The organism is Chitinophaga agrisoli (assembly GCF_008386695.1).
GTDB lineage: Bacteria > Bacteroidota > Bacteroidia > Chitinophagales > Chitinophagaceae > Chitinophaga > Chitinophaga agrisoli.
This window is the reverse complement of sequence record NZ_VUOC01000004.1, coordinates 1,948,078-1,971,365: the sequence shown is the minus strand read 5'-3', so window position 1 is coordinate 1,971,365 and position 23,288 is coordinate 1,948,078. Positions and strand designations below refer to the sequence as shown.

General features: G+C 45.6%; 23 protein-coding genes, 2 tRNA genes and 1 pseudogene. 16 read left to right on the top strand and 10 right to left on the bottom strand.

Annotated elements, in window-relative coordinates; translation table 11 throughout:
• Positions 1–24: 24 nt before the first annotated feature.
• The 3 genes from F0L74_RS26975 to F0L74_RS26965 all read right to left on the bottom strand — a co-directional run bounded on the left by F0L74_RS26975 (position 25) and on the right by F0L74_RS26965 (position 1,901).
• Positions 25–762, bottom strand: a complete 738-nt coding sequence (locus F0L74_RS26975) for a pirin family protein (RefSeq protein WP_149841009.1) — start codon at positions 760–762, stop codon at positions 25–27.
• A 6-nt stretch (positions 763–768) separates the two neighbouring features.
• Positions 769–1,227, bottom strand: a complete 459-nt coding sequence (locus F0L74_RS26970; protein ID WP_188316186.1) for a DoxX family protein — start codon at positions 1,225–1,227, stop codon at positions 769–771.
• Positions 1,228–1,325: 98 nt separating this feature from the next.
• Positions 1,326–1,901: a Crp/Fnr family transcriptional regulator gene (locus F0L74_RS26965; protein WP_149841008.1), complete on the bottom strand. Its 576-nt coding sequence runs from the start codon at positions 1,899–1,901 to the stop codon at positions 1,326–1,328.
• A 153-nt stretch (positions 1,902–2,054) separates the two neighbouring features.
• Between F0L74_RS26965 and F0L74_RS26960 the strand changes: the two genes are divergently transcribed.
• The 3 genes from F0L74_RS26960 (at position 2,055) to F0L74_RS26950 (ending at position 4,104) form a co-directional block, all read left to right on the top strand.
• Positions 2,055–2,474, top strand: coding sequence for an SRPBCC family protein (locus F0L74_RS26960; RefSeq protein ID WP_149841007.1), 420 nt, complete (start codon positions 2,055–2,057; stop codon positions 2,472–2,474).
• Entirely contained in the window at positions 2,471–2,926 is a 456-nt protein-coding gene (locus F0L74_RS26955) for a MarR family winged helix-turn-helix transcriptional regulator (protein ID WP_149841006.1), read from the top strand. The genes F0L74_RS26960 and F0L74_RS26955 overlap by 4 nt, the downstream gene beginning before the upstream one ends.
• A 74-nt stretch (positions 2,927–3,000) precedes the next feature.
• Positions 3,001–4,104: an alkaline phosphatase family protein gene (locus F0L74_RS26950; protein WP_149841005.1), complete on the top strand. Its 1,104-nt coding sequence runs from the start codon at positions 3,001–3,003 to the stop codon at positions 4,102–4,104.
• Here the strand turns inward: F0L74_RS26950 and F0L74_RS26945 are convergent, their stop codons facing one another.
• Positions 4,105–4,494 (bottom strand): winged helix-turn-helix transcriptional regulator, encoded by a 390-nt coding sequence (locus F0L74_RS26945; protein WP_149841004.1) that lies wholly within the window; start codon positions 4,492–4,494, stop codon positions 4,105–4,107.
• 109 nt (positions 4,495–4,603) lie between these two features.
• On the opposite strand from F0L74_RS26945, the gene F0L74_RS26940 reads away from it, so the two are divergent.
• Positions 4,604–5,557 carry an NADP-dependent oxidoreductase gene (locus F0L74_RS26940; RefSeq protein ID WP_149841003.1) on the top strand — a complete coding sequence of 318 codons (954 nt, stop codon included), beginning with the start codon at positions 4,604–4,606 and terminating at the stop codon, positions 5,555–5,557.
• 60 nt (positions 5,558–5,617) lie between these two features.
• Here the strand turns inward: F0L74_RS26940 and F0L74_RS26935 are convergent, their stop codons facing one another.
• A complete protein-coding gene (locus F0L74_RS26935) occupies positions 5,618–6,592 on the bottom strand; it encodes a glycoside hydrolase family 43 protein (RefSeq protein ID WP_149841002.1) in 975 nt (324 codons plus the stop codon).
• A gap of 123 nt (positions 6,593–6,715) precedes the next feature.
• Between F0L74_RS26935 and F0L74_RS26930 the strand changes: the two genes are divergently transcribed.
• Complete coding sequence (locus F0L74_RS26930; protein WP_149841001.1) at positions 6,716–7,384, top strand: hypothetical protein; 669 nt, start codon at positions 6,716–6,718, stop codon at positions 7,382–7,384.
• A gap of 95 nt (positions 7,385–7,479) precedes the next feature.
• On the opposite strand, the gene F0L74_RS26925 is transcribed toward F0L74_RS26930, so the two are convergent.
• Entirely contained in the window at positions 7,480–7,974 is a 495-nt protein-coding gene (locus F0L74_RS26925; protein ID WP_149841000.1) for a hypothetical protein, read from the bottom strand.
• A gap of 159 nt (positions 7,975–8,133) precedes the next feature.
• Here F0L74_RS26925 and F0L74_RS26920 point away from each other — a divergent pair, with 159 nt between their 5' ends.
• A complete protein-coding gene (locus tag F0L74_RS26920) occupies positions 8,134–8,814 on the top strand; it encodes a GNAT family N-acetyltransferase (protein ID WP_149840999.1) in 681 nt (226 codons plus the stop codon).
• Positions 8,815–8,930: 116 nt separating this feature from the next.
• Entirely contained in the window at positions 8,931–10,172 is a 1,242-nt protein-coding gene (locus F0L74_RS26915; protein ID WP_149840998.1) for an ATP-binding protein, read from the top strand.
• 26 nt (positions 10,173–10,198) lie between these two features.
• On the opposite strand, the gene F0L74_RS26910 is transcribed toward F0L74_RS26915, so the two are convergent.
• Positions 10,199–10,765 (bottom strand): SMI1/KNR4 family protein, encoded by a 567-nt coding sequence (locus tag F0L74_RS26910; protein ID WP_149840997.1) that lies wholly within the window; start codon positions 10,763–10,765, stop codon positions 10,199–10,201.
• Positions 10,766–10,835: 70 nt separating this feature from the next.
• Here F0L74_RS26910 and F0L74_RS26905 point away from each other — a divergent pair, with 70 nt between their 5' ends.
• The 5 genes from F0L74_RS26905 (at position 10,836) to F0L74_RS26885 (ending at position 18,392) form a co-directional block, all read left to right on the top strand.
• Positions 10,836–11,303, top strand: coding sequence for a hypothetical protein (locus F0L74_RS26905; protein WP_149840996.1), 468 nt, complete (start codon positions 10,836–10,838; stop codon positions 11,301–11,303).
• A 125-nt stretch (positions 11,304–11,428) separates the two neighbouring features.
• A complete protein-coding gene (locus F0L74_RS26900) occupies positions 11,429–11,989 on the top strand; it encodes an RNA polymerase sigma-70 factor (protein ID WP_149840995.1) in 561 nt (186 codons plus the stop codon).
• A gap of 103 nt (positions 11,990–12,092) precedes the next feature.
• Positions 12,093–13,079 carry a FecR family protein gene (locus F0L74_RS26895; protein WP_149840994.1) on the top strand — a complete coding sequence of 329 codons (987 nt, stop codon included), beginning with the start codon at positions 12,093–12,095 and terminating at the stop codon, positions 13,077–13,079.
• Positions 13,080–13,172: 93 nt separating this feature from the next.
• The gene (locus tag F0L74_RS26890) at positions 13,173–16,583 is read left to right on the top strand and encodes a SusC/RagA family TonB-linked outer membrane protein (RefSeq protein ID WP_246197823.1); all 3,411 of its coding nucleotides are present in this window, start codon (positions 13,173–13,175) and stop codon (positions 16,581–16,583) included.
• Positions 16,584–16,607: 24 nt separating this feature from the next.
• The gene (locus tag F0L74_RS26885) at positions 16,608–18,392 is read left to right on the top strand and encodes a RagB/SusD family nutrient uptake outer membrane protein (protein ID WP_149840993.1); all 1,785 of its coding nucleotides are present in this window, start codon (positions 16,608–16,610) and stop codon (positions 18,390–18,392) included.
• A gap of 439 nt (positions 18,393–18,831) precedes the next feature.
• Here the strand turns inward: F0L74_RS26885 and F0L74_RS26880 are convergent, their stop codons facing one another.
• On the bottom strand, positions 18,832–19,206 hold the full coding sequence (locus F0L74_RS26880) for a DoxX family protein (protein ID WP_149840992.1): 375 nt from the start codon (positions 19,204–19,206) through the stop codon (positions 18,832–18,834).
• A gap of 110 nt (positions 19,207–19,316) precedes the next feature.
• Here F0L74_RS26880 and F0L74_RS26875 point away from each other — a divergent pair, with 110 nt between their 5' ends.
• The 4 genes and pseudogenes from F0L74_RS26875 to F0L74_RS26860 all read left to right on the top strand — a co-directional run bounded on the left by F0L74_RS26875 (position 19,317) and on the right by F0L74_RS26860 (position 22,699).
• The gene (locus F0L74_RS26875; protein ID WP_149840991.1) at positions 19,317–19,697 is read left to right on the top strand and encodes a winged helix-turn-helix transcriptional regulator; all 381 of its coding nucleotides are present in this window, start codon (positions 19,317–19,319) and stop codon (positions 19,695–19,697) included.
• A pseudogene (locus F0L74_RS34170) lies at positions 19,690–20,180 on the top strand (FAD-dependent monooxygenase). The gene F0L74_RS26875 and the pseudogene F0L74_RS34170 overlap by 8 nt, the downstream one beginning before the upstream one ends.
• Positions 20,181–20,347: 167 nt before the next feature.
• On the top strand, positions 20,348–21,505 hold the full coding sequence (locus tag F0L74_RS26865) for a hypothetical protein (RefSeq protein WP_149840990.1): 1,158 nt from the start codon (positions 20,348–20,350) through the stop codon (positions 21,503–21,505).
• 201 nt (positions 21,506–21,706) lie between these two features.
• Entirely contained in the window at positions 21,707–22,699 is a 993-nt protein-coding gene (locus tag F0L74_RS26860; protein ID WP_149840989.1) for a virulence RhuM family protein/type II toxin-antitoxin system death-on-curing family toxin, read from the top strand.
• A 58-nt stretch (positions 22,700–22,757) separates the two neighbouring features.
• On the opposite strand, the gene F0L74_RS26855 is transcribed toward F0L74_RS26860, so the two are convergent.
• Positions 22,758–22,843: transfer RNA gene (locus F0L74_RS26855), tRNA-Leu, on the bottom strand.
• A gap of 87 nt (positions 22,844–22,930) precedes the next feature.
• Positions 22,931–23,003: transfer RNA gene (locus F0L74_RS26850), tRNA-Gly, on the bottom strand.
• Positions 23,004–23,288 lie beyond the last annotated feature (285 nt).

Genomic DNA, 23,288 nt, shown 5'->3' with positions numbered 1-23,288 from the left:
TCTTTTTATAACAAACAAACAATCTCAATTTACCCCAACCGGCGGGCCACTGATCAACAGTAACCGGCTCGCAGCATCCGCGGCAATTATCACCTGCTCATCTCCACCTGCAGCCCCAAAAGAAATAGCGTCATTTTTATGCAGCGCCTCACTATTAACCTGCAGTGCTCCTGAAAGCACATACACAGTGCCATTCCATCCGGCCGGCAGCAAATACTCAGTAGTTTTCCCCGCGTCCAGCTTAATATCCAGCAAGGTTACCGGTTCTGGTGTATGAATACCATTCACCGTATCGCCTGCTGCGCCCATCACCACTTTTACAGATGCGCCTTCTGTTGCAACCACCGGCATAGTCTCTATCGGAATATAAATACTCTTGGGAGGCATTGCCCTGTTTGCAGGAGGTATATCCAAAAATAATTGCAGGCCATGTACCGCTTCACCCGGCACAGTAGGGGTTTCATGATGAACAACCCCGCTGCCGGCCCAGGTCCACAACAGGCTGCCGGGCGTAATGATCAGGTCTGTTCCCATGGAATCCTCGTTACGGTAAGGTATTGAATCTTCAAACAGGTAACTGACGGCTGACATATGCATATGTTTATGCGCGCCAAAAACATCCTCTTTCATCTTAAAATGATCAAATCCGATCACCGGGCTCATTAACCCGCTAAAGGCATTATGCCGGGCCTGAAAAGCAGAGAAATCGCCATGCTCTACCCCAGGTATTTTTACAATCCGTGAATATTTTAGATCTGACATGGTATGTTATTTTGTGTTTTTATGTAATATCCCGTCCAGGCTTATCTTTCCTGCACCTGAGATAACCAGGCACACTAGTATACCGATCACGAGCAGGTGATATTCATAACCTTCGCCTTTCATGCTGCCATACCAGTTCATAAAGAAACCAAATTGCTGATGTACAGTAAAGATCATACCCAGGAACAGGATGATGGATGCCACTGCAACAAGTCTTGTAAATAATCCAAACAGGATAAATAAACTGCCGAAGAACTCAATGAAAATCACAAGGAATGCGATCAGTGAAGGTAAACCAGCCTGTGTGGTGAAATACTGCATGGTACCGGAGAACCCATATCCGCCAAAAAGTCCTAATAATAGCTGCGCGCCATGCGGCCATAAAACAATGGCAAATACAATCCTTAAAATAAAAGGTACAGTGTTAGGTTCGGTTGCCGTAATGCGGTTGATCAGTGTTCTCATTTTTTTATTTGATTTTTATGAGAACAAAATTGAGACTTTACGGCATACCCGGCAATGACCTAACTTAAGAAAGAAAATTGATCTAGTTTAAGAAAATGCTACCGGCTTATTTTCGACTTAACCCGGCTAAAGAACTCGGGCGTCACTCCCAGGTAAGAGGCGATCAGGTACTGTGGTAACCTGTTCTCCAGCTGCGGATACTTTTTTAAAAAGCGGAGATAACGTTCATCCACCTTGGTGCTTAATACATTTAACAGGCGTTCCTCCTGTCCTATAATGGCATTCTGATACAGTATCCTGAAATAGTTATTGAGTAAGGGGATTTTACGCAGCAATTCATCATACTGCTCCCTGGTTACGATCAGCAACTCGCTATCCTCCACCGTTTCCACAAAGTACCTGGATTCCTGCTTCATTAAAAAGCTCCGCAGATCCGTCATCCACCATCCCTGGGGCGCAAAAGACAGCGTATGCTGCGTACCATTATCATCCAGGTAATATTCAACCAGGCAGCCGCTAATAACAAAATGCTCATACAGGGCAATATCCGGCGGTTGTACCAAAACCTGGTTCCGCCTCACTTTCTTATACCGGAATGACGCTGTTATAAGTGCTTCTTCTTCAACTGTCAGTTGAATATGCTTTTTGAATTCCTGTATAATGGTGGCATGCATAGCGTTGAGTTACAATAGCTTTCTCGTGCTAAGATAGCATTTATAAGCTTTAAATAAAATACGTCTACAGTCTATCATGCCTTTTTATTTTACCAGCAAGCTTTTATTTAATAAGTACACTTATTATATTTGCGCTTATAATATAATAACGCTATGTGGACAAGATCTCATTCAATCCTGACAAACACCGTCACCAAAGAACAAATGTGGAAACTCTTTTCAGATGTAAACAACTGGCATACCTGGGACGCCGGTATTGAATTTGCCAAAATGGAAGGCAGGTTCGAAAAAGGCAATCACTTTACTTTACGGCCCCAAGGCGGCCCCAATGTGAAAATAACCCTGCTCGAAACCGTTGAGAACCAAAGCTTTTTAGACTGTACCCATTTCCCATTGGCAAAGATGTATGACCGCCATACCTTTGAAGACACGCCGGATGGGCTGAAAATTACAAATACCCTCAGCATGAAAGGGCTACTGGGTTTTCTTTGGATAAAGATAGTGGCCCAAAAGCTGGCAGATGCGTTACCGGCAGATATGCAGGAACAGATAAAAGCAGCAGCAAAACTATGAGATCAGAAGACAACACATTTGGTGTAGAAAAAGCAGAGGACAGCCCGGGTTTCCTGTTATGGCAGGTAACCAACCTCTGGCAAAGGGAAATAAAAAAAGCATTGGAAAAATACGGCTTAACCCATTCTCAGTTTGTGTTGATGGCCAGCATTCATTGGCTAATGCTCCACAAACAGGATGTCACACAGGTACTCCTGTCCGGCCATACAAAAATTGACCCCATGACAACCTCCACTGTCCTGAGAACATTGGAGCAAAAAGGCCTGATACAGCGGCAGGAACATGCGGGCGATACCCGGGCTAAAAAAGTGGCGTTGACCGAAGAGGGGAAAAAGATCATAAAAAAAGCGGTGGTGACCGTCGAACAATTTGATACGAAATTCTTCTCCCTGCCCGGCGCCGGGTTAAAAGAGCTGAATAAATACCTCCTGATGCTACTGGGGCAGCAGTAACAGACAATAATAATTTAACCTGCTGTTAATATCTGGATCATACTTTGTACGTTCTTTTGAAAAACTCCGTACAAATGAGATACTGGCTCTGGGCAATTGTCCTGTTTTCGTCACTGGTGGCTACTGCACAGCCCGAAAAGAAGCGGAATATCTTTATTATCACTACGGATGGCTTCCGCTGGCAGGAAGTATTTAACGGGGCAGATGCCCGCCTGCTGTCGGACCCGGAATTTGTAAAGGATACCGCTATCATGCGGCAATTATATTGGGACGACTCCACTAACGTCCGCCGCCAGAAACTGATGCCCTTTTTCTGGAATGTGATCGCGAAACAGGGCTGCCTGTATGGTAACAGGCAGTGGAACAATAAGGTGAACGTGCGGAATTTCTATAAAATATCTTACCCCGGCTATAGCGAGATGTTCACCGGTTATGCAACCAGGCGCTTTGTAGCAAACATACCGGTGGTGAACAAGAGTGCCAACGTACTGCAATTCCTGAACCAGCAAAAAGACTATCAGGGCAAAGTAGTGGCATTCAGCTCCTGGAATGTCTTACCCTATATCCTGAATGAGCGCTCAGGCGGTTTTTCCGTTAATGCCGGCTATGAGTCCCTTTCAGGTACCGGCGACACCGCCACAGTGGTGAACAGCCTGCAGGACTATATTACGGATAAAGGACATACCCGCTATGATATGTTAACCTGGTTAAGTATGCAACAGTATGTGGAGCGGAATCATCCCAAAGTGGTCTTCCTGGGGCTGGGCGAAACAGATGAGTGCGCCCATAAAGGCCGTTATGACCTTTACCTGCAAAAGGCGGTAGATGTGGACCGTATGATAGGCGAATTATGGTATTATGTACAAACAGATCCCTTCTATAAAGACAATACTACCTTTATCATCACTACAGACCATGGGAGGGGGCAGAACCCCGGCAACTGGCAAACGCATGGCTTTTGGGCTAAAGGCTCAGGCGAAATGTGGATGGCGGTGATAGGACCGGATATCTATCCCGCAGGAGAGATAAAGGAAGAGCAGCAAATGTGGCAGCAACAGATCGCCGCTACTATTTCAATGCTATTGGGGGAGGAGTTCCAGGCAGACCATGCAGTGGCGGAGCCTGTACAGTTGAAAATGCACGCGCAGGGTGATGGATTGTTAAGTAAAGACCGGTAATTAAACGACAGCGGCTTTCACCGTTACCTCCGCTTCCACAGCCTGTTTATGTTTCCGGCCCCATAGCCCCAGCATTTCCCATACAGGCGTTAGCTCCCTGCCAATAGGGGTAAGCTCATAGATCACCCTGGCAGGCACCTCTGCAAATACGGTACGGCTGATTAATTGGTCCCTTTCCATTTCCTTCAGGTTTAGCGCCAGCATACGTTCAGTAATACCCTGAAGGGATTGTTTGATCTCCGTAAAGCGCATAGGCCCCTTATTCAGATAAAAGAATATTGAAAGCTTCCAGCGGTTACCTATTATTCCCAGCGCATAGGCGCCCATACAGGTGTCTTCCAGGTAAGTCTTATTGAGTTGGTTAGTAGAGCTAAGCTTTGTCTTCTTCATACTTACATTTTTGTAAGGTCCTCACAATTCCCCGCCATCTTGGATCGTACAAGCGTAGTCAGGTACTTTTGTAGCATAAATTTAAGCAAAAGGAATAAAAACTATCGTCATGAAAGCATTCATATTAAGACAAACGGGAGGCGCTGAACAACTCAAACTGGAAGAGCTGGCTAAGCCCGCCATACAACCCGGTGAAGTATTGGTAAAAGCACAGGCGATCGCCATTAACCCAATAGACGTATTTGTAAGAAAGGATAGTAACGCGCTAAAAGCCTTTTTGCAACCGGCGGATGGACAGGATACATTTATCCTGGGTTGGGATCTTGCAGGAATTATAGAAGAAGTAGGCGCGGATGTAAAAGATTTCAAAAAAGGCGATGCAGTATTCGGTATGGTGAATTTCCGCGGCGCCGGTAACGTCTATGCGGAATATGTGGCCGCCCCGGCGGATCAACTGGCGCTCAAACCGGAGCATACCTCGTTTGAAGAAGCAGCTGCCGCCTGCCTGGCCGCGCTTACTGCCTGGCAAGCCCTGGTAACGCATGCCAACTTGCAACAGGGCCAAAAGATCCTCATCCATGCCGCAGCAGGGGGAGTAGGGCACTATGCCGTGCAGATAGCAAAACACCTGGGCGCGCACGTTATAGGTACAGGCTCCGCCGCTAATAAGGATTTCATATTGTCCCTGGGGGCAGATGAGTACATAGACTACAAGCAGCAGCAATTTGAACAGCTGGTAAACGATGCGGATGTTGTATTGGATCCCATCTACGGCGATCACTTGCTCCGTTCCATAGATGCCACCAAAAAAGGCGGCAGGATAATAAGCCTTCTAATGGATTTTACCGGCGCCATTGGCGAAAAGGCAAAAGCCAAAGACATAAAAGGCTATCATATGGGCGTAAGCTCCAATGGGAAAGATATGCGGCAGATCGCCTCCCTGATGGCTACAGGAGCGCTCCGCTCTCATATCAATACCAGCTATAGCTTTACTGACTTGCCCAAAGCGCACCAGCAGCAGGAAGCCGGTAACAGCCATGGAAAGATTGTAGTAAAATTGTAGGAGGGATAGGTAGTAGCGGATGTAGTGTATAGCTACATCCGCTGTTATCGATATAGGCGCTTATCGGACCTCGCCCGCCTGTAACCACTCGAACGAGCCGGCATCCGCCTCCAGCAAATCAGGACCATCCTTCACAGACTTAAAATGCAACCCAATGACCGCTGTCGCACGCGGCGAAACGCGGTCCTCCGAACGATGGCTATGCAGCACATATTTCAGCTGACCCTTTTTATCAGTGAATACATCCCCATGGCCGGTTCCGTTCTGTTCAACAGTATGCCGGCTAATGATGGGGCTACCCGCATATTTTTTCCAGGGGCCAAGCGGAGAAGAGGAAGTAGCATACCCCACTGCATAATCCTTATTACGGAAATCATTGGCGGAATAGAGCAGGTAGTATGTTTTTTTATGCTTCAGTACGGTCGGCCCTTCCGCCACCGGCCACGTAGCGCCGGCTGTATTCTCCCATCCTCCAGTGCTGGTTATACATTCCTTCTCCGTGCCAGTCACCACATCAGACAGATCTGGCTTCATTTCCGTTACAAAGATCCGGTTGCCCTCCTGCAGCTTAACATGATAGAGGTATATTTTGCCGTCTTCATCAAAGAATAGGAACGGGTCGATCTGTTTTCCGGTACCGCTCAGGGGGCCAAACTGATCTTGTTTGAATGGCCCTGCGGGACTGGAGGCCTTAGCGATCGCTATCTGCTCATCCGCCGTATAGGCCATATAATAGCTACCCTTGTATTGAACTACCTGTGGCGCCCAGAAACCCTTGCTGCCAAATGACTGGCCACGCTGTAAGGCAAGACGCCGGGTGCTGTCCTGTGGCTGATGCCAGGTTTTCAGGTCTGTAGATTCATATACCAGAAATCCCCGGTTGCTGCTGGTGCCATATAGGTAATACATTCCCTTATCTGCAAAGATGGTGGGATCTGCCAGGAAGATAGTTGGCTGCTGAGCAGCGCTTTTTATGCCGGATATCAGCCCCGCAACGATCAGGGCCGCACGAAAAATAGTTGTTGAACGAGCCATAGCCGCTAAATATAAACAATTCTCCTCTTTTCGGTAGCTGTTTCGCAGTATTGACAGTTTAAATTAAAATACGATCTTTGAAACAGTAATGCATTGAAATGATCTCTTTTAAATAAGATTGCCATGAAAAAACTATTCGTTGCTGCCGGTGTCCTGTTAGCCTTCACCTGTTGTCAACAACAACCCAGTGCCTCCTCCGCAGCAGATACAACCGTAACGGTTAACCAGCAACCCGCCAGCCAACCCGTTCATGATACGGTAGCTGCCAGCGCCGCAGCTATACCGCCGGAAAAGCTGGCAAGCGCTGGAAAAGGCATTGGGAAGATAAACCTGGGTAGCAATGCAGACGAACTGGATAAATTACTGGGTAAGCCGGATTTCTCCGATGCCGCTATGGGCAAGGCATGGCTCACCTGGTACAGTAAGCGGATGGATGAACACAATAACCGGAATGAATTGAATATCTATACTACCTATGCGGACAGTACCATGCGTGCCCGGGTAGTAAAGCAGATACGGGTAACCTCTCCGTTTTATCTGACAACTGACAGTCTGCAGGTATACAACGATCTTGCCCGCATTCAGCAGGTGTATCCTGAAATCAGTTTTGAAGGCAAATACAAAGAAAAGGGAGGCAGGACGATCCTCCTGTATGACGCAACCTCCCAGGGCATTGCCTTTGAAGTGGCGGAGGCTGGCGAACAGCGGATCTGTACCAGCATGATCGTGCATGAACCAGGCAAAAAAGTAACAGATATTTACATCACTTTACACCCGGAGTTAAAAAAGTAACGTAAAAAAGACAGAATGACACGCTTATCCCTATCACTTATTATCCTGGCCTTATTATCCATTAAAACTGAATTTTAGATAGTATAAATAACACATCATTGCTGTTCCACCGTGCCGGTGTAGCTGCCATTTACATTAACACCATTGGGGAAATTAAGATTGTATTCAATGGTATAAGTCCCGCCATCATTATCACTGGTTATAGATAACTGACCATGCTTCACACCTGTATACATCACCTCTTCAGGATTATGGCTGTTAGCTAATCTATCAGTAATGACAGTAGCTTCGCCAAAAACGCCTTTATTACCGCGGTGGGGTTGAGCGGTGTATTCCCCTTGCTGAAAATCATCCATTTGAATGAACACAAAATTATACAGGAAATCCGCGGCGCCGGCAGAATCAATATCCATTGGCGGTTCGTTTTCGATCAGGAGGTAATGGCCTTCTGTATTCCAGGAGGCGTGGTCTGCGCGGTAGCTATCCCCGTTAACACTGAAGGAGCCATCTGAACTGGGGTATACAGGAGCGTCTTTGTGGCAGGCGGTGATTAACATAGCGGCCAGGGCGCCGAATAATAACTGCTTCATAGGTTGAATATTTACGTGAGTTGCTTGGTTGTTGTTGATACAAATATACACGCCAGGTATATGCAACTGCGTTAACTACTGTTCTCCTTTGTTAATTATTGTTATGGAGGATTATTGGTATATTTTTGTGCCGGAAATTCAGCCAAAACATCGTAACTAATGACACATCTGCTTGATAATGCGGTCTGGAATGCACTTAATAGTGGGAATCACAACGTAGCACAGGGAACCGGGCATGTTAAATATTACCGGACGGATATAGCGCCATTTGCCGGTCTGGAAGAGAACACAACCGGCAACTTGCAAACCCTTTATGAGATCACACCTGATATAGACGACGTTTTTAGCGTAAATGGCGTTAATAGGATAGATATCCCCCAGCCCTGGACACTGGTGGCCGCTGTACCCGTACTACAGATGATTTGCGAACAGCCGGCGCCGAATAAAGCCGCTGCTGAACCATTAGTAAACCTTACAGATGAGCACATCCCGCAAATGCTCGCGTTAACAAAACTAACCAACCCAGGGCCATTCAGGGAGCGGACCATAGAACTGGGCCACTACCAGGGTATCTTTGACGGAGACCGGTTGGTAGCCATGGCCGGGCAGCGTATGTATGCTGTCCCTTATGCTGAAATAAGCGCGGTATGTACCCATCCTGACTACGCCGGCAGAGGTTATGCCGCACAGCTTATGTGGAGTCAGATCAACCGCATCCGGGAAAAAGGGGAGACCCCCTTTTTGCACGTGGCAAAAACAAATGAACGGGCTATCAAACTGTACGGATCAATGGGATTTACAGCAAGACAGGAGATCTTCGTTCATTTCATAAAAAAATAACACAGGGGCGTGCAGATTTGCTGTAAAACCCATTTGGTTTTTTATAATTTGCGGGCCGGCAGCCTGAGACCCCTGTTTTCGGCAAACCAGGCATAACCCTATATAACAAACCTAAGATGGAACACATCAGCATTAAGAATTTTGCAGGCATAAAGGCCATGGATTTTGAGTTTAAGGCCATTAATATTTTGACCGGCCCCCAGGGATCCGGAAAAAGCGTTACAGCAAAATTGCTCTACTTTTTCAAGAGTATTTTCCCGGATATCAGGGCTAATATAGAAACACAAGCGTCAAAGCAGGAACTGGACAATAAACAAAAGGAGAAATTCCTGGAATTCTTTCCAAAAGATTCATGGCCAAAAGGCGACTTCCAGGTAACATATACCATTAATGATATCCGGATTGTTGTTGAAAAACTAAATGGCCGGATCCGGTTTGATTATTCGGAAAATCTAAAAAAGGCGCTGGCTAAAGTAAAGAAAACATATGCAGAAGAGAAGCGCAAATTGAGCAACAGCGAAGAGGACGATACATATCTTGCAGAACTGGAGCTCAAAGACAAAGTAGCACAATATTTAAGCGATGAAGCTCCCGGCGTTTACACCTATAACCAATATTTTGTGCCGGCTGGCAGAAGTGTGCTCGCCAATATACCAACTAATGTATACGCCATCTTAAACGGGAACGGATCGCTGGATCCATTTCTTGTTGCATTTGGTAAGAATTATGAGAATTACAAATACTTTTATAGCGAAGCGCCATTTGAAAAGACAGCTGACAAAAAGTTTGGCAGGATTATTTCTGAAATTCTGGGCGGCGTTACTTATAAAAGAGAAAAAGATAAAGACATCCTGATTCACGATGATAACTACAAAGTGAATCTGTCAAATGCTTCCTCAGCCCAGCAACAAGCACTCCCGCTGATAGTGGCGGTAAATATGCTGAATAGCGTTCCCTTCCTTCCCAATGCTGTGGTATATATTGAAGATCCGGAAGCGTATCTATCTCCGGTAGCACAAAAAGCAATCGCACAATTGCTTGCAAGAACGTTCAACTACAAAAGCGAAGATAATCTGCAAATTATTATAACTACGCAGAGCCCATACATATTGTCTGCTTTTAATAATTTACTGGAGGCGGGAAGATTGACCGGATCGAAGCCGGCGCAAGCTAAAGATATCGCCAAAATCGTTCCCAAGGATGAACAGTTGAGCCCTGGTCTGCTCACGGCTTATTCATTAAACAATGGCAAAAGCCAAATGCTAATAGAGAAGGCATCCGGCCTGATAACGCAGAAACAATCAGATAGTGCTGCTGACGATATTGCAACAGAATTTGGAAAGCTTTCAGATATTTAACGCAGCGTGGCAATTGCAGACCGGCCTTATGCCAGCTTCCAGAACTTCGATTTGGGGTTTAAGGCTTTTCCTATTTTTTCTACCTCCAGGTAATCATCTGCATTTTTGATATTTATAAGATTACTGCGGTATCGTTCGGAGATCGTTTGCAGCAAAGTTGTAATGGAATCGTATTTGGTAATAATTGTATCGTACTCAAGAGCTTCAACATCATATTCCAATATCATTCCATACTGCTTGGATTTTTCATTGCATTCTAACAGCAGCATGGGCCCTCCTATATCATCCATTATGGGCAAATGGCTTAGCTTAATATATTTATCTGTGGCAGTATCATTGTATAATTCCTTCATACGGTCTAATGATGGAAACAGGTAAGTATCAAAAAGCCACTGCTCACGCACCATAACGGTCTCGTCTAATTTTGCTCCATCGTGCCATTCGTATAAACTGAACAACTCTGCTGATATAGTGAATTTAAATCGTGCCAGAGAAGCCTCGATATCCGCTCTTGTCAGCCCGGGGTTTAAGAATTGTAAGATAGGGGCATTATTTTGTTCTAATTTTAATTGCAGATCCTCGAAGACTGACATATCTTAATGATTTTAAACACGAATAAACAAAAAATGCACCGATTTCCAATAAGCCTAAATCGTACTGATCATGACAAGCCAGGAAATGATTGACTTTAAAACCAGTCTTAAAAAAACAGGAGCGTCTATCATCAGAGAGCGGATTGCGGCAGCCAAACAGGCTATTGATAACGCCCAGGAGGCCGCTAATAGTGAAGAGAAAAGTTCAGCCGGAGATAAATATGAAACAGGGCGCGCAATGGGACACCTGCAAAAGGATATGTTTGCAAAACAACAGGCAGAGAATACAAAGGAGCTCGAGCAACTTTTAAAAGTAAATACAGATATCGTTTATACCACTGTTCAAACCGGCGCTTTTATAAGATGTTCCGGGTATTCTTTCTTTATTGCCGCCGGGTTGGGTAAGCAGCTGGTGGATGGACAACCGGTATTTTTTCTTTCACCACAGGCGCCGCTTGCAGGGCTGTTGTTTGGCAAGAAAAAAGGCGGCCATTTCCTTTTTAATAAAATGGAAACAGAGATCCTCGAGGTGTATTAGCCTTTGACTAAGCGTATATTTCCTTATTTTTAAGCATAAAGCGTTAGTAGATAGCTGTTTTGTCAATTAGACACTCAATATTTTAAGCATTTGCAATTTTACATAATTTGGGTATTTTTACTATCATGCGCGACGATATCCCCGAATTGCAAAACAAAGTATATAACGGTGATACACAAGCATTTAAAGAATTATATGATTGCTTCTGCGCTTCATTGCTGCAGTTAGCCATGGCCATGGTTCATAACAGGGAAATGGCGGAAGAGATAGTAGCAGATGTGTTTATTGCCGTATGGAATAAGAGGAAAAGCCTCCCCCAGGTAACAAACCTGAAATGGTATCTTTATGCTGCTACCCGCAATATTGCGCTTAACTACCTCCGTAAATATGCGCATAAAAAAACACTGCAGCTCGATGAATCGTATTTGCCAGACTATGAAATAAACCCCGAGGCGCAACTCATTAGTAATGAAATGGTGCGGCATATTAATAAAGCCATCGGTGAGCTGCCGCCGCAGTGCCGTCTTATCTTTAAACTGGTAAAAGAAGATGGGCTCAAATACCGCGAGGTAGCCGTTCTGCTGAATATCTCCATAAAAACCGTGGAAAACCAGGTGGGCATTGCCTTAAAAAAGCTCACCCAGATGAAAGGGATCCTGACCATCCCTCTCACCGGTAATCACTGATCTTCACGCAAAAAAAAAATCCTTCCCTCTTTTGGGGGTATTTTCTCCTTCCTGGTGTCTTCTACCCCGATGCACCCCTTATTCAACCATTTGCAATGATAATATGAGCAACGACCGTATATGGATATTACTCGGAAAACAGCTCAGCGGCGATATATCGCCCGCGGAGCTGCTGGAACTGGAAGCGCTGCTGAAAGATGATCCGGAGGCGGCCGCTTCCCGGGAATTGGCTGGCTCCATCTGGCAAACGCCTGTACAAGAGGTAGCCGCTACCGGTAGCAGTAAGGAACGCATCTGGGAGGCAGTGGATCAGCAGCTCCATCCGCGCCGCCATCGCGCTATTATACGCAGATTGGTGGCGGCAGCTGCGGCCGCAGCGGTATTGGCGGCGGCATGGACCGGGTGGCAGTTAATGGGCCCAACTGCGCCTGTGTTGCAGCAACTAAGCTCGGCGCCTGGGGGAAAATCCCGGATAGTGCTTCCGGATGGCTCTATAGTATGGCTCAATGCCAATACACAGCTTAAATATGAAAAGAACAGCTTCGGTAAACAACACCGCGAGATCACCCTCACGGGGGAAGCTTTTTTCGATATCGCAAAGAATGACGGCATTCCGTTTATCATCCATGCAGGAAAAGTGAACATCCGTGTGCTCGGCACTGCTTTTAATGTGAAAGCCTATGAGGGTGACAGTGCAGTGTTCACTACACTGGTCCGGGGAAAAATTGCCGTATCATTCCAGGAAAAGACCGTGGTGCTGCAGCCCGAAGAGAAGCTAACCGTCCCCGTACGCCCGCTGGCAACTGCTTTTCAACAGAAGCGGCTGCAAAAGGATAGCAGCGGCCAGCTGGCTGAAATATCCTGGTTGAATAATAAACTGGCATTTGACAATAATACCTTTGGCGAACTGGCAGCTAAAATGAGCCAATGGTACGGTGTTAGTTTTCATTTTGAATCTGCCAGCTTGGAGCAATTGCGATTTTCTGGTATCATCGATACAGAATCAATAGAGGAGGCGTTGAAAATGTTGCAAATGTCACGTCCCTTTAATTATCAGATCAACGGGAAGGAAGTGCGCATAAGCAACTGATACCACATTTTTAATCTTTAAAAATAAATACTATGACATAAAAGCCTTACACATCCACACACTTTACTTTCTTCACCTCTTATATTCCATGTTATGAAAATAATGTTCCTATGGACTTTAAATAAAAGTCTGCATGGCGGGCTACAGGGTATATTGTTCCTGGCCTTGCTGTTTAGCGGTATCACGCCCTTATATGCCACCTCTGCCATCCAGGAAAAGATCAGTATCTCCCTGGAAAAAGTCAGCATTAAAACAGTGCTGAAAACTATTCAACAAAAAAGTCATTACCGGCTTATCTACAACGATGACATCCTGCCGGAAAAACCACCGGTATCCATTCATGCAGAAAATGCCACGGTAGAGCAACTGCTCACCCAAACCTTTACCGGTACCACACTCCGTTACACAGTAATGGAGAACAACGCTATTGTGATCGCATCCGGGCATGTAAATGTTGCTAAGATCAGCGGCATCGTAAAAAACGAACATGGAGACCCGCTCATTGGGGTATCCATAAAAATAAAAGGCACCAATATTGGCGCCATGACCAATGAAAACGGCCATTTTGAACTACAGGCTGCCATCGGTGCTACGCTGGTGTTCAGTTATGTGGGCTATGAACAGATCGAAATAGTAAGCACCGCGGATCCCCTCAACATTATCCTCAAAGAAAGCGCCAGTGGCTTAAATGAAGTAGTGGTGGTGGGGTACGGCACACAGAAGAAAACTTCCTCTACCGCATCTGTAGCGGCTGTGCAAGGGAAGGAGCTGGCAAAATCGCCGGTTACCAACATCTCCAATTCCCTGGCAGGAAATGTTTCCGGCATCAGCATGCGCCCTAATGGCGGACAGCCCGGCCGGGATAACCCGGATATACATATAAGGGGGATTGCCACCACCGGTAACAACGCACCGCTGATAGTAGTAGATGGTATCATCCGCAACAACATCAACCAGATTGCGCCCAGTTCCATCGCTTCCGTTACCGTATTGAAAGATGCTGCTGCTGTAGCCCCCTATGGATTAGGGGGCGCCAACGGTGTTATCCTGATCACTACCAAACGCGGGCAGACTGGAATGCCAACGTTGTCGCTCAATGCGTACTACGGTTTGCAAACGCCTACCTATTACCCTAAAATGCTGAATGCACAGGACTATATGCGCCTGCGTAATGAGGCCTATATGAATGAAAATCCAGGTGGCACGCAACAGCCTTTCGCAGAAGATCTCATCAATACGTATGCAGATCTGAACGCTAAGGATCCGGACAGGTATCCTATTAGCAATACCAAGGACCTGGTACGCATGCATGCGCCCATTCAGAACTATAACCTGCAGTTAAGCGGTGGCAACGAGGTAATAAAGTATTATGCCGGTCTCGGTTTCCTTAGGCAGGATGGTATGTTTGACCCGATAAATTACAAACGATACGATTATAACGTAAATATGGAGGTAAACGCCACGCATACTACTAAAGTATCGTTGTCCGTTATTGGCGCCATCGAAAATACCAACAGCGTGGATGCGGCTACTACGCCGGGACAGTTGTTCCGTAGCGCATACAAGCTAATTCCTATCACCAATCTTTATTACAGCAATGGCCTCTGGGGTGAGTTTGCAGGTAACTCGCCGGTTGGTATCCTCAAAGCAGGTTACTCCGATCGTGACGCCACTTCCCTCTTGACTACCCTCGCCGTGGAACAGCAACTGCCTTTCATCAAAGGGCTTAGTGTTAAAGGAACCTTTAGTTACGACCCTAATGAGTTTACGGTGAAAGGATGGCATACGCCATTTTACTTCTATTCACAGAACACATCTACCACCCCTTACTCATATACGAAGCAGATCTCCACTTCGGAAGGAAGCGCCGCGCCATACACCTGGCTGAACCAGGAGTATTCCAAAAACCAGTATTACACATATCAGGGGTTTCTGAACTATCATAACACCTTTGGTAAACACGACTTCACCGGGCTGCTGGTAGCAGAAGCCCGTAAGAATGATTCCACTGGCTTCTCCGCCCGGCGCAATAATTTTGCGGTAAACATCGATGAGTTGGGCATGGGCAGCTCTAACAAAAATGATTTCGACAATAACGGCACCACCGTTACCGGCAGCCAGCTTGGATTTGTATACCGTGTTGGCTATATCTATGATCATAAATACCTTTTTGAAGCCTCCGGCCGGTACGACGGTCACTACTACTTCGCTCCCGGCAAACGCTGGGGCTATTTCCCTGCCTTCTCCGCAGGATGGGTGATCTCCGAAGAGAACTTTCTGAAGGATCATCCCTCTGCACTCAACTATCTTAAATTAAGGGGTTCCTGGGGAAAATCAGGTAACCTGGCCGGGGCCGCATTCCAGTACCTGAACGGCTATAATTTGTACGGTAATGCTTATGCTTTCGGCAACGGCAGTATGGTACAGGGCTCTAACATCACTACAGAAGCCAATCCCAGCATCACCTGGGAAATATCCACTAAAACAGACGTAGGGATGGATGTTACCTTGTGGAATGGTTTGCTGACACTGGAGCTGGATTATTTTCATGAAAGAAGAACAGGCATGCTGCTGCCACCGGCAGTAACAGTGCCGGTAGAATACGGGCTGAATCTCTCTGATGAAAACCAGGGTATCATGCAAAACCATGGTATCGACATTTCTGCCGGTACCAGCCACCGTTTCAACAATGGTTTGCAATTAAGTCTGAACGGCAATTTCAGCTATGCTAAAAATAAAATGATCCAGGTATTTGAAACCGCCGCCACATTTGATAACCCCAATCGCAGAAGAACAGACAGGCCCACAGGCACACAATTCGGCTATCATGCGCTGGGATTATTTTCCCTGGCAGATGATAAGAATAATGATGGTGTTATCAACGGCGATGACGGATACAATGTTACCCAGTTTGGCGTCCTGCATCCCGGCGACATCCGCTATGCGGACATCAGCGGCCCCGATGGTAAGCCCGATGGGAAAATAGACTCCAATGATGAAACAGTGATCGGTAACCCGGTATATCCTTTCATCACCTACGGCTTTACGCCCAGCGCCTCCTGGAAAGGATTTGACCTCAGCTTATTCTTCCAGGGGTCTGCATTGGCCAGCCTGAACTTCCGCGGTTTTCAAACGGTGCCTTTCAACAACAACAATAGTAATTCAGCCTATGAATACTATAACAATCGCTGGACGCCCAACACGCCAGATGCAAAATATCCCCGTGCTAACCAGTCGCCCTACGCCAATAACACGCAGAATTCTGATTTCTGGATGATGAAAACAGGTTATCTCCGCTTAAAAACAGCTGTGCTGGGATACACCCTTCCCTCCCATATTTCAAAAGCGATGAGGATGCAGAGCCTCCGTTGTTATTTCTCCGGACAAAATCTGCTCACTTTCAGCAAGATGAAATTCATGGACCCGGAAGTAGGCTATACCGATCTGGAAACAGCCTATCCTAACCAGAAGGTATTTGTGTTTGGACTAAATGTCACTTTTTAGATCATCCTGTTAAACAAAAATATTATGACCAGATTCATAAAGCTATTGCCCGCTGCCGTACTGCTGCTCAGTATTCTGTCGTGCAAAAAGGAATTCCTGGAAAATACCGATAAGGCAAAACTGACCGATCAGATCCAGTGGAGCACAGAAGGCAATGCCGACCTTTTCCTCAACGATATCTACAGTGCCTTGCCCAACTACTGGAACCAGCCGGAAAACCTGGATAACTTCACGGACGATAACGATGCGGGTTTTTATTATACCTCTTATAACTGGAAACAAGGTATAGTAGAGCCCTCCTCCAATGACTATACCGTATGGGGAGGCATCACCGGTTCCGGGGATCTCACCAACTGGACAGCTACCTATACCAACATCCGCAAATGCAACACCTTCATTACAGAAGTACGTAATAATGCTGGCAACTTTTCCACGGAATGGCTCAACAAACGGCTCGATGAGGCCCGCTTTATCCGCGCTTTTTTTTATAGTGAATTGTGGATGCACATCGGCGGGCTGCCTATTATCACCATTCCCGCAGACAGGCGCACTATGGACAGTTCCGCCATCTATACGCCCAGGAACACTTTTGCGGAAACAGCGGATTTCATTACCACGCAGCTGGATTCTATCTCGAAAAATGGTTACCTGCCGCCTAAATATAATAAAGGCGATGCGGATGCCGGCCGGGCTACTCTTGGCGCCGCGCTGGCTTTAAAAGGATGGGTGGAGCTGTATGCCGCCAGCCCTGCATTCAACGCCGCACAACCCGCCGCAGGCAGCGATCCCCACAAAATAGCCGGTTACAATAACTACGATGCCCAACGTTGGGTGAAGGCCGCCGCTACATTCAAACAGTTCATTGACCTGTATGGTAATGGCAAAGCATACGAACTGTTTCCCGAAACCTCCTCTATCTGGTATGAAGCCAATGAATACAACTCAGAAGTAGTATGGGACCGGCAGGTAGTAGCCATTATAATGGGCTCCTCCTTTGAACAATATGGCGGTCCCGTGTGGATCAATGGCGCCTACTATACCTGGGGCAACTACTGCCCCACGCAGGAGCTGGTAGACCAATTTTATATGGCAAACGGAAAGCCCATCACAGACCCCACATCCGGTTATGATCCGCAGCACCCCTACATAGGCCGCGAGAAACGTTTCTACGACTGGATCGTATATGACGGCGCGCCCTATAAAATGACCTGGATGGATAAAATGGACACCATATACACCCGCATCGATAAAGTACGTCCCTCCAAAAACCAGATCGATTTTGGCACCGATGACGTAGGCAACACCGGCTACTATTTTAAAAAGCGCCTCAACCCGTTGGTACGGCCCGGTGGCGGCGCAGTAAGCGGCGCTAACTTTATCTATTACCGCTACGCGGAAGTATTGTTGGGCTACGCAGAAGCACAGAACGAGGCCGTAGGGCCGGATGCTACCGTATACAATGCCATCAACCAGGTCCGCAAAAGAGCTGGCCTGCCAGATCTTGCACCAGGACTATCCCAGGCAGATATGCGGACCGCTATTTACCATGAAAGAAGGGTAGAGCTTTGTTTTGAGAACAAACGCTTTTATGATATTATCCGCTGGAAAACGGCCAGTACGGTGATGAACGTGGATAAACACGCGATGAAGATCTCAAACACAGTACCTGACAACAACTCAGGAGTGTGGAAATATGAAATTGTACCGCTCAACCATCCGCATGTGTTCAGTTCAAAAATGTACCTGAACCCGGTACCGCAGGATGTGATAGACCGGAACCCGAAGATTGTGCAGAATCCGGGGTATTGAGGATACACGTCGTAAACAAAAAAGTTGCAGGAACCCCCTGCAACTTTTTTTATGCTGATCAACACAAATTAGTGGTGCAGGTTAGCACGCAGGAGCCGCAGGTCTGCCGGTTGCTCCAACAGCCTACGTCTTCCGTAGCCATGGGATAATTCTGTGGAGACTTTGAAAGGGACGCGATTCTGATTTTCTGCAATTTGAGGGATTTTGATGTTTTCTTTTTCATAATACTGGGTTTTGGAGTGAAAAATGGTTTTGAGGAATATGAACTATATGGGTTATGATAAAAATGCTATCCAAAAATACAGGTTATTTCATGTTGCAGTATAATGATAGCTAAATAGAATAAAAGAAAAAGGGTTGCCCGCTAATGAACAACCCTATAAACTTTGAAGCGCCAGCTTCATTGTGTCTGCAGACAGATAGCTGCGCTGCGTATGAACTACTTAATACTGATCCTGAAATTTTTATCAAGATACAGCATGATCGGCGTAGTCACCGTAACATACAGCGCATTAAAATAGTGGCTGTATTCATGATGCGCCATATGGGCAGTAAAAGCGCCAACAGCAAAGGGGAACAACAACAACATACCCAGGTTCCTGAACTCCGGTTTATACAAACCGAAAAGCACAACAAGCCAGCCGCCCAATTCTCCATAACCGATCAGCGTGGTCCAGACATAGTTAAAGCCCAGGAAATTCATCCCGTCCATCATTGATTTGGTGTGAAATACTTTTTCAAGTGATGCATAACCGAACACATAAATGTAGTAGGCGAGTAAAAGCCAGTAAACTACGTTTTTGAAAGTTTTCATGACACTGTTCTATTAAATTGGTTGAATAAATTTTCTATCACAAAATTAGATAGTAGTTAGTAATTTTGTGGGTACTGAGGAAATTGTTAGTACTAACAAAAAGGTAAGAAATGAGAAAGGACACGTCAACCAACGCCCTTAATGAGAAGTTTATAAATGACACCTGTGGTATGGGGCGGGCTTTAAACATTGTGGGAGGCCGCTGGAAGCCTGCGATCCTATACAAATTATACCGTACCACGATGCGCTACGGCGAATTAAAAAAATCCATCGACGGTATTTCTGAACGTATGCTGGTAGCGCAGCTCCGGGAATTGGAAGAAGATAAGGTGATCGAGCGCATCGTTTACCCTGAGGTGCCGCCGCGTGTTGAATATCGTCTGACGGACCTGGGAAGAACCATGGGACCGATGCTGGAAGCAATGTCAAATTGGGGAGATCTGCATAGGGAGAAAACAGGTGATCAAACCAAAGGATCTTCGAATGACTGAGATGGAGACTTTGCCGGTATTGATTGCCGGCGCCGGCCCAACCGGGTTAACCCTGGCGTGTGAGCTCGCGCGCAGGAGCGTTCGCATCAGGATAATAGATAAATCTCCTGAGTATTACCACGGCTCGAGAGCCAAGGGAATACAACCCCGCAGCCTGGAAATTATAATGACCTGGGCCTGGCGGAAGCATTCGCGGAAGCTGGAATAAGTGACCTGGTCATCCGGCAATATAACGGCACTGAACTGATAGGGGACATTAAGCGGGAAGTGTTTTTAAGACCCGACACCCGCTTTCCACAGGGGCTGATATTACCGCAATGGAAGGTAGAAGACATACTGCGAACTAAATTGAGAACATTTGGGATTGAAGTGGAAACCGGCACTGAACTGACAAGCTTTGGTCAGGATGGAGACTATATTATTAAACAACGAATTTGCCAGTCTTTTCGGAAGCGACCAGCATATGTATGCCATAAGACCTGACGGTTACATTGGTACCATTGCTCCGTATAATTTTGTGGATGAATTGATAACTTATTTAAACAGCTATTTTATGAACAGTTGATATTAAAATTCACTTGCCGCAATAATCCATTCGGCAGCCTAAAGACGCTATAAATAATATTATTTTTGTTCCTTAAAAGCAAATTATGCAAGCCCCAACTACAACCGATATTCAAAGGATAGCGTTAATTAATGATCCTGTACTGCGCAATCTGACCATAACACAATCTTATTATGAACTCTCGCAAGTCATCATGGCTCGTACGGGACCGGTTGCGAATTGGTGCACCTTCGCTACCTGGGCATCCAGGCAGGCCGGGCAGAGTATCCGGAAAGAAGACCTTCAACGGGCACTTGAAGCAAAGCTTGATATTGAGTTGTTGGAGGAATTTCAGGCACTTATTGCAATTGCCATACAATTGGGTATGGACTCCTCCATTAAAACCAGGCTTCATACACTTGTAAAAAATAGTCTGCTTACAAGAGTGGTTGATCAAACAAGCGAAGCCGTTGCTAAGGGAAATAAAAAAGTGTTTGAAGAAATAGGCCTGGAGTTTTCCCGGTTTATCGCTACCTGTTTTGGGAATACTAAATTTGAATTACAACATTGTGAATTGTTCTGCCAGGAAATGCGTGCTGGTGATCCGCCTGATGGACAGCAATACTTAAGAAGAGCTTTCACAAATTACTATATGGCCTTTTTCGAACAGGATGAGCAATTGCGTCTGGAAAGATTGCTGTTGGCTAACCTGGAGATCGGATTTCACGAACAAACCAGGCTGCAACCTGAGATTTTGGCCTCCCTTAATGCTGCTTTTACCGGAAAAGAAGCTTTTCGCAAGGGAGTTATTGACTTCTTATTTCCTCCCGGAAGCTTGCTTTCCCAGCTCAGGTTTATCTATCTGAAAATTATCGGAAGAACATCCCGCCTGGAAGCTGCAATTGATAAATTGATAACCGGGTTACAGCACCTTGTAAGAAAACAGATTACTGCCTGTCTGATGACACTGAATCTGCCACATGAAAACCTGCTGTTATCCAAAGATTTGCAGCATGCCTACCCTGCGGCGTTAACCCACCTTTCCTGTAAAGACCTGGTTGAATTGATGGCAAGAATTGATGCAACTCCTGATAGCTTAAAGGAAAGCGGCGCGGAAGATTGGTCTGATCTTACCGACCGTATGCATTTTATTACAGAACTTTTCCGCTGTTATCAGTTCGATGAACAAATGTTTCAACCAGCTTTTAAACAGGAACAGGTAAATGCGATGAAAAGAGGGGTGGTGCCGGTGGGAAAGTTGTAGAATTGAGATTAAGTAATATATCCCAGGTATAGGATAAAACAAAAAGGCGCCGCTCTCGCGATGCCTTTTAATTAATTTGAAGCGCTAGCTTCATTTTGTACCCGGGATGGGAGAATTATCTAACCAAATTAGTTCTGATTTACTAACTTTTAACGACCTTGTGTTTATTGATAAGTTAACGCTGAATAATAAGAAGTTTTAATGGAAAATAGTCAGATTGTAATTTACCAAACTGCAGATGGGGAAACAGCAATTGATGTTACAGTTGATAGCGATACTATCTGGCTTACACAAGCGCAGATAGTAGCGCTTTTTCAAAGTAGCAAGGCTAATATAAGTGAGCATATTAAACATATATTTAATTCAAATGAGTTAAATAAGGAAGCAACTGTTCGGATTTTCCGAACAGTTCAAAAAGAGGGTAGGAGAATTGTTACGAGGGAGTTAGAACATTATAATCTTGATATGATTATTTCTGTTGGCTACCGTGTCAATTCCATCCGGGGAACGCAATTTCGCATTTGGGCTAACAAGGTTTTAAAAGAATACCTCATCAAAGGATACTCCCTGAATGAAAAACGCCTGCAGGAAAAAAATGGCCGGTTTGAGATACTTAAACAAACCGTGCGATTAATGGGCAACGTGCTGGATAATAGTGAGTTGTCGTCTGATGAAGCAAATGGACTGCTTAAGGTACTTACTGATTACACTTATGCTCTGGACATATTGGATAAATATGATCATCGCACACTCATAATTGAGGCGATCCATATTCGGCAAATTTTCATTGCTACCTATGAAGATGCAATGAAAGCAATTCATGGATTAGCAAATAAGTTTGGAGGAAGCGGTTTATTTGGAAATGAAAAAGATGAATCATTCCGCAGTTCTATAGCTACAATTTATCAAACTTTTGGAGGTCAGGAGCTATACCCCAGCGTTGAGGAAAAGGCTGCAAATCTTTTATACTTTGTTGTTAAAAACCATTCATTTTCAGATGGGAACAAGCGAATTGCTGCTTTCCTATTCGTTTGGTTCCTTGAAAAGAATAATATTCTATATCGCTTGGATGGAACCAAGCGAATTGCTGATAATGCGCTTGTAGCGCTTACACTTATGATTGCGGAAAGCAATCCGGATGAAAAGGAGGTTATTGTGCAGGTGGTTGTTAGTCTAATAAACGACTATAATTAAAAAAGGCACCGCGCTCGCGATGCCTTTTCAATTAATTCGAAGCGCCAGCTTCATTTCGTACCCGGGATGGGAGTTGAACCCACACTCCCGTTGCGGGGAACGGGATTTTAAGTCCCGCGTGTCTACCAGTTCCACCACCCGGGTGTACCTAGATCAATTAAAGATAATCAATCTAAAAGAACCTTAAACAAAAATTCCAAACCGCTTGCGCAATTTGGAACCCTGCTTATGAGCGGAAGACCGGGCTCGAACCGGCCACCCCGACCTTGGCAAGGTCGTGCTCTACCAAATGAGCTACTTCCGCTTGTTATTTTTAAAGAGCTGTTTTTTGTTGGGATTGCAAAGATAGGAATTGTTTGTAAATAACAAACTTTTGCCCCTAAATTTTTTTTAATGTCTTCGGAGAATGCCGCTAACAGGCCATTTTCTCCAATAAACCACCACACGATACCTGTAATGAGAAGAATAACACCAGGCTACCCCGCAACAGACTATGGATGATATTTGCATGATGCTAACTGTAGACAATTCTAAGCCATTCTGCCATCGCCTCACACCATCCCCTCCAAAACCGCACACCAACCGTCCC